This is a genomic window from Nocardia rhamnosiphila NBRC 108938, from assembly GCF_000720425.1.
GTDB lineage: Bacteria > Actinomycetota > Actinomycetes > Mycobacteriales > Mycobacteriaceae > Nocardia > Nocardia rhamnosiphila.
In genome coordinates, this window is sequence record NZ_JOAJ01000009.1 from 233,385 (window position 1) to 245,940 (window position 12,556).

At 66.1% G+C, this 12,556-nt stretch carries 10 protein-coding genes; 5 read left to right on the top strand and 5 right to left on the bottom strand.

Annotation, left to right across the window (positions count from 1 at the left end):
- Positions 1 to 72: 72 nt before the first annotated feature.
- Positions 73 to 924 (top strand): SDR family oxidoreductase, encoded by an 852-nt coding sequence (locus IG75_RS0127865; RefSeq protein ID WP_030524309.1) that lies wholly within the window; start codon positions 73 to 75, stop codon positions 922 to 924.
- A 57-nt stretch (positions 925 to 981) separates the two neighbouring features.
- Here the strand turns inward: IG75_RS0127865 and IG75_RS0127870 are convergent, their stop codons facing one another.
- Positions 982 to 2,886, bottom strand: a complete 1,905-nt coding sequence (locus IG75_RS0127870; RefSeq protein ID WP_030524310.1) for a glycosyltransferase — start codon at positions 2,884 to 2,886, stop codon at positions 982 to 984.
- A 183-nt stretch (positions 2,887 to 3,069) separates the two neighbouring features.
- Positions 3,070 to 3,612 carry a GtrA family protein gene (locus IG75_RS36665; protein ID WP_245713249.1) on the bottom strand — a complete coding sequence of 181 codons (543 nt, stop codon included), beginning with the start codon at positions 3,610 to 3,612 and terminating at the stop codon, positions 3,070 to 3,072.
- Positions 3,613 to 3,784: 172 nt separating this feature from the next.
- Between IG75_RS36665 and IG75_RS0127880 the strand changes: the two genes are divergently transcribed.
- Positions 3,785 to 4,780: a glycosyltransferase gene (locus IG75_RS0127880; protein WP_051714972.1), complete on the top strand. Its 996-nt coding sequence runs from the start codon at positions 3,785 to 3,787 to the stop codon at positions 4,778 to 4,780.
- Complete coding sequence (locus tag IG75_RS0127885; protein WP_051714973.1) at positions 4,777 to 6,297, top strand: DUF2142 domain-containing protein; 1,521 nt, start codon at positions 4,777 to 4,779, stop codon at positions 6,295 to 6,297. Before IG75_RS0127880 ends, IG75_RS0127885 begins: the two co-directional genes overlap by 4 nt.
- A gap of 52 nt (positions 6,298 to 6,349) precedes the next feature.
- Here IG75_RS0127885 and rfbB read toward each other — a convergent pair whose 3' ends face one another.
- Entirely contained in the window at positions 6,350 to 7,360 is a 1,011-nt protein-coding gene (gene rfbB, locus IG75_RS0127890; protein WP_030524314.1) for a dTDP-glucose 4,6-dehydratase, read from the bottom strand.
- Between the two features lie 304 nt (positions 7,361 to 7,664).
- On the opposite strand from rfbB, the gene IG75_RS0127895 reads away from it, so the two are divergent.
- Together IG75_RS0127895 and IG75_RS0127900 are read left to right on the top strand one after the other, a co-directional pair.
- The gene (locus IG75_RS0127895; protein WP_030524315.1) at positions 7,665 to 8,384 is read left to right on the top strand and encodes a DUF8020 domain-containing protein; all 720 of its coding nucleotides are present in this window, start codon (positions 7,665 to 7,667) and stop codon (positions 8,382 to 8,384) included.
- A 70-nt stretch (positions 8,385 to 8,454) separates the two neighbouring features.
- A complete protein-coding gene (locus IG75_RS0127900; RefSeq protein WP_030524316.1) occupies positions 8,455 to 9,276 on the top strand; it encodes an LLM class F420-dependent oxidoreductase in 822 nt (273 codons plus the stop codon).
- A gap of 4 nt (positions 9,277 to 9,280) precedes the next feature.
- Here IG75_RS0127900 and IG75_RS0127905 read toward each other — a convergent pair whose 3' ends face one another.
- The gene (locus IG75_RS0127905; RefSeq protein WP_051714974.1) at positions 9,281 to 11,233 is read right to left on the bottom strand and encodes a hypothetical protein; all 1,953 of its coding nucleotides are present in this window, start codon (positions 11,231 to 11,233) and stop codon (positions 9,281 to 9,283) included.
- Positions 11,234 to 11,302: 69 nt separating this feature from the next.
- Positions 11,303 to 12,343, bottom strand: a complete 1,041-nt coding sequence (locus IG75_RS0127910; protein ID WP_245713248.1) for an ATP-grasp domain-containing protein — start codon at positions 12,341 to 12,343, stop codon at positions 11,303 to 11,305.
- Positions 12,344 to 12,556 lie beyond the last annotated feature (213 nt).

Sequence of the window (12,556 nt, forward strand, 5' to 3'; positions counted from 1 at the left end):
CTGTTGCCTACGCTCGAAGCGCAGCGCCGAACGCACGGCGGTCGGCGCCCGCGACCAACAGGAGGGCAGGCAATGACAGCTACCGGAGACAAACCGCTGAGCGGCCGGACGATGATCATGTCCGGCGGCAGCCGCGGGATCGGGCTGGAGATCGCCAAACGGGCGGCCGCCGACGGCGCGAACATCACGCTGATCGCCAAAACCGATCAGCCCCACCCCAAACTGCCGGGCACGATCCACACCGCCGCCGCGGAACTGGAGGCGGCGGGGGCGACCGTACTGCCGTTCGTCGGCGATGTGCGGATCGACGAATCGGTCGCCGAGGCGGTCCGGCTGACCACCGAGCGCTTCGGCGGTATCGATATCGTGGTCAACAACGCCTCCGCCATCGATCTGTCCCCCACCGATTCGCTGGCGATGAAGCGATACGACCTCATGCAGGACATCAACTGCCGCGGCACTTTCCTGCTGTCCAAGCTGTGCATTCCAGCGCTGCGCGACTCCGCCGCCGCCGGCCGCAATCCGCATATCCTCACGCTGTCGCCGCCACTGAACCTGGACCCCAAATGGGCCGGATCCTCCCTGGGCTACACCATCGCCAAGTACGGGATGTCGCTGACCACGCTGGGGCTGGCCGAGGAACTGAAATCCGACGGTGTCGGCGTCAATTCGCTCTGGCCGCGCACCACGATCGCGACCGCGGCCGTACGCAATCTGCTCGGTGGTGAGGAGATGGTCCGTACCTCACGGACCCCGGATATCTACGCCGACGCCGCCTATCTCGTACTCACCTCACCGGCCACCGAGACGACCGGCAATTTCTTCATCGACGACGACGTGCTCGCCACCCACGGCATCACCGACCTGGACAAGTACCGGGTGACCCCGGGCGACGAACCCCTCACGACCGACCTGTTCCTCTGACTACCACGGGCCACGCCGCGGATACGGCGTGGCCCGTTCGGGCAGAACGTGTCCGGGTCAGTTCCGGTCGGAGTCGATCCCGTACAGCCGCTCCCAGTTCTCCCGGCTGGTGAGTTCGGCGTGCGCGGCGCGGTAGCGCTGCTGTAGGTCCGGCAGTTCCTTGTACAGCCGGCGCAGCACCCGCATCGTGCGCAGCAGCAGGGCGCGCGCGGTCGCCTTGTCGCGCTTGCGGACCCGGACCCCGGACTGGGAGGCATCGGTGACCACGACATGGTCGAACAGCGAGACATGCCACCAGTGCGCGTCTTCGCGGGTCACCCCGACCAGCCCGTACTGGACCTTGCCGGTCCACTGCTGGATCCCGCGTTTGATCAGCACCGCCAGCAGCCGGCTGGGTTCGCCGCCGGCCCGCCGCACGCGGATCTCGGAGGAATCCACCGGCGGTGACGCCGCGGGATGTTTCACGGTCTCGGTGTAATCGGCGCGACTGGTCCGGGCCCGTTTCAGCGGCTCGATACCGCCATCCCGCAGGATCGACGGTCCCGACAGGAAGTCCTCGATGCCCTGCAGGGTGGTGTGCGCGAGCCCGTACTGCATCGCGACCAGGTATTCGGAGATATTCCGGAAGAGCTGCCGGGTGACCGTGCCCGGATTCAGGTCCGCGTGCATCGCGCTGACGATCAGCGAGTTGCGGGTGCTGAAGTACCGCGCCCAGTCGTCGAAGTCCTTCCAGTAGAAGTCCGCGTGCCAGACCGCCGCGTTGGGCAGCGTGACCGTGACGAACCCGTGTTCGCGGGCGCGGACCCCGTATTCGACATCGTCCCACTGGAAGAAGATCGGCAGCGGTAGCCCGATCTTCTTCACCACCTCGGCCGGGATGAGGCAGGTCCACCAGGCGTTGTATCCGGCGTCGACGCGGCGTTCCTGGTTCTTCTTCAGCATGCTGGTGTTGCGCAGCGCCTTGGGCACCTTCTGGCCGTGCATGAGCCGGTGCAGGTGCACGTCCTCGGCCCCGACGTTCAGGTAGTCGGGGTTGAGCAGGAACAGCATCTGCGCGCCGACCAGCGTCGGTTCCACGGTGAGGTTGGCGAAGGCCTGCAACCGCAGCACGGTCTCGGGTTCGCAGAGGATATCGTCGTCCATGAGGATGACGTCGGCGTGTTCGTTGGCCGCGGACACCTCGTACAGTCCGCGGGTGAAACCGCCCGCCCCGCCCAGATTGGGCTGGCGGATGTAGCGCAGTTTGTCCCCGAACATGGACCGCGTGGCCTGGTACAGCGGCCGGTTCTCCACCAGATCGGTGCCCTGGTCCACCACGTACACCGCGTCGAGCGAGCCGAGGACGGTCTGGTCGGAGGCCAGTGCGGCGATGGTCTCGGCGCAGTCCTGGGCGCGGTTGAAGGTGCAGATGGCGATGGCGACCGGGCGTACGGTCTCGGGCGCGGTCGCGGTCCAGGTGAGTTCGGAGATCTCCAGGTCGCCACCGACGGCTTCGAACTCCAGCCACAGGGCGCCACCGTCGACGAACTGGTCCAGCGGCGCGGTCAGGGTCAGCGGGCCGCCGGCGGTGACCTCGGCGGTGCCGACGATCCGGCGGTGCCCGGCGATATCGGAGGCCACGATCCGCACCCTGGCGTGCTTGCCGACCTGCAGGATCATCGTGGCCTGCACCTCGGTGACCACGGTCCAGCGCTGCCAGTAGCTGGCGGCGAAACGGCCGAAGTAGGTGTTGGTGTGCGCGGTCGAGCCCTTGTCCAGGTGCAGACTCATCCGGTCGCGGGTGGCACGGCCCTTGACCACCGCGTACAGCTCGTCGCTGATCTTCGCCGAGGGTCCGGTGAAGATGCCCCGGGCGAGCACCAGTCTGCGCGGAGCCCGGTGGTGTTCGGCGCGCAGCGACTCCGGCGCGACCGTAGCGTGATCGTTCGTCTCGGTAACGGCCTGCATAGCCGACTGGTCCATGAAGTCCTCGAAATCCTCAATATTTTCGCGCATGAGCGAGACCGGCGATCGGTCCCGCGTACTGACGCGGAGGCCGAAGCGCAGGCGAAGGTATCGCACTTCCGCCTCCGGGCCTGACTCGTTCATGCTGTGCCGACGGGACAGACATGTCCCTGAATACGGTTCGCGGCGGGCCCGAGGATATCAATCAGCCACGCCGGTCGCCCGGTTGGTCGTTTCCCGATCGGGTTCCCCGGTAAACACGAACTTGTCATAAGCCCAATACCGGAACACCACGGCAACGATCTGACCGACCAATGTTCCAGAGATATTGTCCGCCAGCGGCGTGGCCAGATCCAGGATGTACCTGGAGAAACCCAGGCAACCCAATTGCAGTCCGATCGCGATCACATTGATCACGGCGTACGACAGGTACTCCCGGGCCGGGCTGCCGGACTGCTTGTGCGAGAAGGTCCACCACTTGTTGCCGAAGTAGGTGACCACCGTGGCCACCGCGATGGCGATGATCTTGGCGGGCAACGGGATGTCGTGCATGAGACCCTCGCCACCCCAGGCGCCCAGATTGAACACCAGCAGGTTGTAGGTCCCCGCATCGACCAGGAAGCCGACCACGCCGACGACCAGGAACGCCGCACTCTGCCGCAGCCCGGTCCGCAGGCGTTCGGCGAGCGAACGGGGGGCCGGCGCGTCGGCGGCGACAGCGGCCGTTGACTCACCAGATGACACGCGCCGACGGTACCGCAGTGACCTGAGCCATCCTCTCCGGCACGGCATGAGCGAGTCAGGCCCGGAGGCGGTAGCGCAGTGTGACCATGTAGGGCCCTCGATCATGCCCAATGTCACAGACCCGGTACTCTCCCGGTGTTCCCATATCCGTCGATTTCGAGGATTTGACCAGGTGGAATCCACCGAACTGCGTATTGCCGCCGTCGTCCCGTGTCACAACGAAGAGGCGTCGGTGGCCAAGGTTGTCACCGATCTGAAGGCCGCGGTCCCCGGAATTGTCGTGTATGTGTACGACAATCTCAGCACCGACGCCACCGCCGAGAAGGCCCGGGCCGCCGGAGCGATCGTTCGCGCGGAGCGGGCCAAGGGCAAGGGCAATGTGGTACGCCGCGCTTTCGCCGATATCGAAGCCGATATCTATCTCATGATCGACGGCGACGACACCTACGAGGCGTCCGCGGCGCCGGCGATGATCGAAACCCTGCTGTCGGGCCCGTACGACCATGTCCTCGGCGTCCGGAAACAGGACGAGACGGGATCGGCCTACCGGGCGGGCCACGAGACCGGGAACAAAGTCCTCAACGGTGTGGTGGGCAAGGTTTTCGGCGAGAACGTCGAGGATATGCTCAGCGGCTTCCGGGTTTTCTCCCGGCGCTTCGTGAAGAGTTTCCCCGCCGTCTCCCGGGAATTCGAGATCGAAACCGAACTCACCGTGCACTCACTGCACCTGCGGGTCCCGCAGACCGCGGTACCGGTGGGATTCCGGGACCGCCCGGCCGGCAGTGAGAGCAAACTGCGTACCTACCACGACGGTTTCAAGATTTTGGCGCTCATCGCCGGATTGGCCCGCCACGAGCGTCCGGTCGCCTTCTACGGCCTGCTCGGTACCGTGAGCTGGCTCATCTCGGTGGTGCTGACCGTCCCGATCATCATCGAGTACTACGACACCCACACCGTGCCCCGTTTCCCGACCCTGTTCCTGGCCTGCACTCTGCTGCTGGTCGGGTTTCTGGCCTGGACCGCCGGTCTGATCCTCGACGGGATCCGCCGGTCCCGGCACGAGGCGGCACGGCTGATCTATCTCCGCTACGAGGCCCCCGGCGCGAGCGTCGCGGCTACAACCGCTGTCTCCCGGATCGATCAGGTGGCGGCCGGGGACATCCGTTGACCGCCGAGACCGCGACCCGCCCTGCCGGAGACGAGCAGGCCGCGAGTCGTTCCGTCCTGGCCGGTCCCCGGCGCGCCGGGGAGGTCCTGCTGCGCCGGATGGGCCCGGCGACCGTCGCGTTCACTCTGCTGGCCGGGATTTTCGGGCTCGTGTTCGCGGTGATGAGCCCGCCGTTCTGGGGGCACGACGAAATCACCCAGTTCGGGCGCGCCTACCAGGTGGCCCACGGCGGCCTGAGCCCCACCCGGATCGACGACGACCGCGGCGTCGCCTACGGCGGTGAGGTACCGGCGGCGATCGAAGCGCTGATGGGCTACGCCATCGACGACTACACCCACAACCCGGGCGAACCGTACCCCGATGTGGCCGATCCCGCCGCCTACCAGCGGCTGAACGATGCCCCGGTCACCGATGAACGCAAGATCATCTGGTTCACCAACACCGCCGCCTACTCCGCGGTCCCCTACGTGCCCAGTGCGATCGGTATCGGATTCGCCGAACTGATCGACGCCGACGCCGGCACCATGGTGCGCCTCACCCGGTTGTCCGGGCTGGCCGCCTACCTGCTCGTGGTCGGCTTCGCCCTGTGGGCGTTGCGAGCGCACCGCATCCAGTGGCTGGCCTTCACGGTGGCCGTATTGCCCATCGCGGTGTTCCAGGCCGGGACGATCACCGCCGACACCCTCACCAATGCCCTGGCCGTCCTGGTGTCGGCGCTCCTGGTGAAGGGCCTGTTCCTCGGGGACCGGCTGGGCCGGGTGGAAACCGTCGCGGTGCTGGGTACCGCGATCGCGCTGCCGCTGTGCAAACCCACGTATGTACTGCTCGCCATGCTGGTGGTGTTGATTCCGGCCGAGCGGATGGGCCTGACCGGTTGGCGCCGGTGGCTCACCTGGGTGTGCGCGGCGATCGGCGCGATCGGGTTCGCGGTGTGGATGAAGATCGCCGCGCCCACCGGCGAGGGCACCAGCCTGATGCGGCCCCCGCACCAGTGGTACACCGTGGATACCGGCGAGCAGTTGATCGGCATCATCACCGACCCGTTCGGCTTCCTGCGGACCTTCTGGGAGAGCATTCTGCGGCGTGACCAGGAGTGGTTCAACGAATTCTTCGGGGAACTCGGTTTCGCCTATATCGACGTGCCGGCCACCGCGATCGTGGCCTGCCTGCTGGCCTTCGCGGTGAGCGTGGGCATGGCGGAGCGCTTCGATCGCCCGGATTTCCGGCGCACGCTGGTGGTGGCGCTGACCATGGCGGCCAGTGTCGCGATGATCTACGTCACCCTCTACATGTCGTTCACCCCGGTCGGCTACTACATCATCGACGGTGTCCAGGGCCGCTACTTCGTGCCGCTGGCGATCGTGTCGTTCGCGGTACTGCTGCGCTGGATGCCCTTCCGCCTCCGTGGACCCGGCGACCGCGAACCCGGCCGCTACGCCGCGGTGACCGTCGTCGTCGCCGCCCTGATCGCCCTGATCGCCTCGGTGGCGAAATACCACATCTACGTCTGGGCCTGACCGCGATCGCACCGGATACGCCCGGTCCACGCTACGGCGGGACCGGGCGTTGTCATGACGCGGAGATGGTCCGCTCCCCCGCGTCGGCGTACGCACGCTCCGTAGCGGCTTTGACCGGACGCCACCAGGCTTCGTTGTCCCGGTACCAGGCGACCGTGGCCGATAGGCCCGCCCGGAAGTCCGCGTAGCGCGGCTGCCAGCCGAGTTCCGTCCGGAGTGGGCCCGCGTCTATCGCGTAACGCTGGTCGTGTCCGGCGCGGTCGGTGACATGGTCGAAATCGCCCGGGTCCCGCCCGAATTCGGCGAGTAGCAATTCCACCACCGTCCGATTGTCCAGTTCACCGTCGGCCCCGATCAGATATGTGCGGCCGATCCGCCCCCGATCGAGCACATCCCAGACCGCACGATTGTGGTCCTCCACATGAATCCAGTCGCGGACCTGATGTCCGGCGCCGTAGAGCCGGGGGCGCACCCCATCGATCAGGTTGGTGATCTGGCGCGGAATGAACTTCTCCACATGCTGGTACGGCCCGTAGTTGTTGGAGCAGTTCGACAGCGTGGCGCGCAGACCGAAGGAGCGCACCCAGGCGCGCACCAACATATCGCTGGCGGCCTTGGTCGCCGAGTAGGGGCTCGACGGGTTGTAGGCGGTGCGTTCGGAGAACGGGGGGTCGTCGGGGCCCAGATCCCCGTACACCTCGTCGGTGGAGACATGGTGGTAACGCACATCGTGGCGGCGGACAGCCTGCAGCAGCGAATAGGTGCCGACGATATTGGTCTGTACGAACGGCCAGGGTTCGGCCAGCGAGTTGTCGTTGTGTGATTCGGCGGCGAAATGGACCACCGCGTCCACTCCGCTCACGAGTTCGTCGACCAGGTCCAGGTCGGCGATATCGCCGTGGACGAAGTCGATCCGATCGGCCACCGGGTCGAGCGAGGCCCGGTTGCCCGCGTAGGTGAGCGCGTCCAGCACGGTCACCGTCGTATCCGGCCGTTCGGCGACCGTGTGCTGGACGAAGTTGGCTCCGATGAACCCGGCTCCACCGGTCACGAGTAGACGCACCCGTTCACTCTACGTCCTGGTCACCGGGCCGGGCAGCGCTCGGTGGCCCGGCGGCGGCCGGGGCGCGGTGCCGACATCCGATATCCGCGCCGGAAGACGGCGCGGCCGACGGCGCAGGTCGATCCGGAACACGACATTTTCCGAAAAGACAAGCGAAGGAGTACTTTTCGCGACCCCGTCGACCGGACGTCGCTGCCCGGCCGATAACCTTTTTGTCTGGATTCGGCCGGACCCCACCGGGTGGCCGCTTCCGTTCGATTGACACGTATCTGTGCCCGCACTCCCATATGAGGTGAATACATACATGCTCGTCAGGAGTTTGACCACGATGTCGACGCTGCTCATCGCCGCACTCGGCATCGCATCCGGCAGTGCCCACGCCGCGCCCACCGACCTGCCGGCGCCGGTCGGCTTCACCGCGGAGGTTGTGGACGGGCGTTCCGTCGTCACCACCGATTCTGGGTCCATGGTGGTCGAGGACGGCACTTTCAAGATCAAAGCTGCCGATGGCACGGTAGTGGCCGGCACGCCGCTGACGTTCCGGCTCGACGAGTTCGAGTTCCCCATCGCGGCGGAGATCTCCGGCCACACAGCGACGCTCACCCCGCAACTCGACCCGGACCGGGCCGTATATCGACCGGCCGCGCTGCCCCATCAGGAAACAGCGCCCTGGAAGACCCCTTACGACCGCGAGGTCGCCGCCTTCACCCGGCTCAAGGACACCATCGCCACCGGAGCGGCGATCGGCACCGCGGTCGGCGGTCTGGGCGGCGCCGCGGTCGGCTGTGTGCTCGGCGGTATCGCCGGAGCGACCGTGGCCGCGGCGACCATCGTCGGGCTGTTCGGTCCATTCGTACCGGCCGCGGTGATCGGCTGCCTCGGCGGCATCGTCGCGATCGGCGCCCTGGGCACGGTGGCCGGCCAGCTCTTCGTCACCGCCCCGGTGATCATCGGCGCGGTGATCCAGTACGTCACCACCATCAACGAACCGTTCCCGCCCAACGGATCGGGCCCGGCCCGGTAGGCCGCCGCAGATCTCCGGCGTCGTGCCCACCCACGAAATATTCGCGGGTGCGCACGATGTTCGGTCTGTCATGAAGATCGGCGTCAATACCTTCCTGACCGACGAGGGAATCAGCGGGACCGCGCTCGGGCCGGCACTCGAGCAACGCGGATTCGAATCGCTGTTCCTCGCCGAGCATTCGCATATTCCGGCGAGCCGGGAGTCCCCGTATCCCGGTGGCGGCGACCTCCCCCGCGTCTATTTCCGCACCCTCGATCCCTTCGTCGCCCTCGGCGCGATCGCGGCGGTCACCGACCGGCTCGTCCTGGGCACCGGGGTCACCCTGCTGATCCAGCGCGATGTCATCCACACCGCCAAGGAGGTCGCCACCCTCGACCACATCTCCGGCGGCCGTGCGGTCTTCGGCGTGGGCGTCGGCTGGAACCGCGAGGAGATGGCCGACCACGGCACCGATCCGCGCACCCGCGGCGCCCTGCTGGACGAACAACTCGAGGCGATCGTCGCGATCTGGACCCAGGACCTCGCCGAATACCACGGCGAGTTCATCGATTTCGACCCGATCTTCGCCTGGCCCAAACCGCACCGGCAGCCTCATCCGCCCCTCTTCATCGGCGGCGGCGAGGCCGCGGCCCGGCGCGCGCGCCGGCACGGGGTGGGCTGGATCCCCAACGGCGTCTCCGATGCCGCCGCGGTACCGGCGCAACTCGCGGAGTTCACCGACAGCGGGCTACCGGTCACGGTCACCCCGGCTCCGGCGGACCCGGCGGTACTCGACGCCTATGCCGAGGCCGGGGTGGAACGGGTGACGCTGAAACTGGAAACACAGCCGGAAGCGGATTCCCTGCGCGATCTGGACGAACTCGCGAAACTGGTCGAGCGGTACCGGGACTGAACGGTCAGGCGGGCAACCGGTCGGCGCCCCAGCTGCGGTGCACATAGCCCACCACCCGGTCCAGCTCCTCCCGGTCCACCGAGGCCAGTTCGCCGGGCTCCAGCGGATCGAAATGGAAGATGTAGAGACGCGAGGCGAACTGTTCGAACGGCAGCGATGCCTCCCCGAACCGTTCGCCGTGCCCGGCGGTGCCGACCACCACGCCGTCTCCCCAGTCCTGCCCGCTGTCGTTGTTCGGGTTGTAGAAATAGACCCGCATCCGCTCCTGCGGATCCAGCGCCACCCGCAGCACCGTGATCGCGTGCCAGCCGACGAATCGGGCGGCGCTGTCGGTCACGGCGACCCCGGCCGGCTGCGGGTGGATCAGCGGCTGGTTGCCGTTGTGGAACGGGTGGTAGCTCGCATAGAAATGGCGCAGGAATTCGTCGAGATCGGTCAGGTTGCCGGTCGCCACGTCGACATTGATCCGGAAACCGCGCCCGGACCACCACCCGTGGAATTCCGGGTTGATCCAGCGGTGCGGGTCGCCCTCCCGATCCACGCAACGCCGTCCCATCTCCGCGTAGATCCGGTCCAGATGGGGCACGACCAGCAGCGATACCGGGTCCAGGTCCACCGGTAGCTCGGTGGCGACCCCGCCGGCACTGTTACGCGAGGAGATCTGCTCGCCCTCGAAATGCATGACGACCTCGTCGTCGCGCGCGGCCCAGGCCAATGTCTGCAGCAGATAATCGGGGTCGTTGTAGGCCCACATGGACAGCGCCCGCGCGGACTGACAGGTCGGGTTGTCGCCCTGGCCGATACCGAGCGGCAGCCCGAGTACCGACAACATGCCCGCCAGCAAGCGGGCGCGGGGGGACGGATCCGGTCCGAAGGCCTGTGTCAGGCGCTGCTGCGAATGCGCCGACAGTTGCAGCGCCATCTGCCGCCACAGGGCGGGGGCGACCGGGGGCTGGTACAGGATGCCGCGTTCCAGCATCAGCGCCAGCCCGTAGATACACTGGGCCGTCTCGACGTGCACGGCCTCGTCGATCAGCTGCCGCACCAGTTCGTGGTAGCAGAGCAGGCATTCGCGTCCGGTACTGGACAATCCCAGCGCCTCGCCCAGCAGGTACTCGCCCTTGCTCAGCAGGAAGCGCAACAGGACGGCGTGGTACGGCGACACCAGGCCGGTATCGTGCATCGAGCGCGCGAAACCCGCTGTCTCGTACTGCAGCGCGCTGTCGTCCATGGTTTCCAGCCGGGCGCGATACACCTCGACACCGGGATCCTCACGGCAGGAGTCGGTGGTGCCGTACAGGCTGCTGATCAACCGGTCCGCGCCCAGCCCGCCGGCGCCCAGATCGATATCCGGATTACTGCGCGCCACCGCGATCTGGGTGATCATCCGTTTCACCGAGTCGACCTGGATCGGGCGCTGCCGCAGGATCCGCCAGATCTCGTCGACCAGACTCTCCAGGACCTTCTCGTAGCCCACCTCCTCCACCAGGTGCCGCAGCAACTCCCGCGGGACCTGGGCCATCCGTCCCTGCTGGGTCCGCTCGGCCTCGGACGGCGGTGTGAACAGCAACGACAGATTGATGGCGAGCACCTGCGACACATGGTGGTGGGCCTGCTCCGCGGAAATCTGCGGATGCACGTACGCGCCCTTGGCGACCTCCAGCAGCCGCAGATTGCTCACCGTCTCGAGGACGACGGTGTCCGGGTTGGTACTGCGCAGCGAGCCGCTGCTCAGCGACGGGATGAGTATCTGCGGGCGCGCCCAGTCGGTGCCGAGGAACAGTCCGGCGGTATCCAGCCGCGCCGCACGCGACCGCACCGCGGCGCAGCCTCCGGGCAGCAGCAGTACTCGGCGCAGCGCGCCGAATACCCGCGACAGCTTGACCTGCTTACCGAAATCACCGGCATCCGCAAGTGCCTGGGTGGCGTCGTCCAATCGGGCCAGATGCCTGTCCATGGACTCCCCACCGCTGCTGAGTGGACTCAATCGCCGAACCTCCCCGACGAACCCGTTGCCGACAACGGATCAAATATAGAAATCGAGCTCTTCCTGCCTTTTCAACAGGTCCCGGAGAGTGTACGGGTCCTCTCCGAAGAAGTACAGGAGACCCCAATGGTTTCCGAAAGCCGTACGTTTCATCACTTTTTCGGTCAGCGGAGCGGTGAGCTCGTGGGAATCGAAATATTCGTGATCTTCGGTTTCTTCCGGGACCGACAATCGACTGACCACCCGGCGGCGTGGGTAGACCCCGAAGGTGCCCGCATGCCCTTTGGCGTCGACCACCTCCTCCGGGAAGAATTCCGTGATCTCCTCTTCCGTGGTCTTGGGGTCGAACGCGAGCACCAGCCCGTGGTAGGCGTTGAAACCGTACGCCCGCTCCAGCAACTCGAACACCTTGAATCCCGGCGGCCGGTAGGCGACCTCACCGAAATACATCTCGCCGTCACTGGTCACGAAATACTCGGGATGGACGAAACCGAATTCGATATCGAACGTCTTGATGAGCCGTTCCACCTGGCGAGTTATCTCCGGCCGGTACTTCTCCAGTTCCGGGGTCGCCGGGACGAAAACAGAGTAGCCGAGTGTCACATATTCCGAAATATTCAGGAATCGAATCTTGCCGTCGTGGATCCATGCCTCGACCGCGAATTCCCAGCCGTCGAGATGGGACTCCATCAGTACCGGGAATTCGTCGTCGGGGATGGTCTCGATCTCGTCGGGCGTACGGATGACCCGGTGACCGAGGCAACCGGCCTTGTCGAACGCCTTGATGTGGATGGGGTCGTTGGGGTCGCCGTCGAGTTTCATCAACGTCTGGTTGACCCGTTTCAGGAAACGAATCACGTCGTCGCGCTCGTGCGCTTCCTCGAAGATTCCCACCCTGATACCGCCGAGCTGTGCACGCCGTTTCATCAGAGCTTTGTCCCGCAACAGCATCGCCTGACCGAAGAGCCGCGGATTGTCCATCAGTACAGAATTTATGGCCCCCGCCCATTCGACGGTTTCCTCGAAGATCGGGATGGCGACGTCGACACCCATGTCACGCAACGTCTCGGCGATTTCCACCGAACGTTCGTTCAGTCTTTCGAAATTCCAGAGGATATATGGTATCCCGTGCTCCGCACAGTACCCCTCCGCCCATTCCGGGGCCACCACAACGTAACGCCTGTCGAAACGATCTATCGCCTCGACCGCATTGAGACTCCAACCCAAAAGCGCTACATACCCCTTGTCCGGGTTTCGTTTTCTCGCGTCCACAGCCGGAACCGACAAAGCCTC

What these genes read in the sequence shown, in the direction of transcription:
- IG75_RS0127865 (WP_030524309.1), top strand. Translation starts at nt 73, where the DNA reads ATGACAGCTACCGGAGACAAACCGCTGAGCGGCCGGACGATGATCATG.
- IG75_RS0127870 (WP_030524310.1), bottom strand. Translation starts at nt 2,886, where the DNA reads ATGGACCAGTCGGCTATGCAGGCCGTTACCGAGACGAACGATCACGCT.
- IG75_RS0127895 (WP_030524315.1), top strand. Translation starts at nt 7,665, where the DNA reads ATGCTCGTCAGGAGTTTGACCACGATGTCGACGCTGCTCATCGCCGCA.
- IG75_RS0127900 (WP_030524316.1), top strand. Translation starts at nt 8,455, where the DNA reads ATGAAGATCGGCGTCAATACCTTCCTGACCGACGAGGGAATCAGCGGG.
- IG75_RS0127905 (WP_051714974.1), bottom strand. Translation starts at nt 11,233, where the DNA reads ATGGACAGGCATCTGGCCCGATTGGACGACGCCACCCAGGCACTTGCG.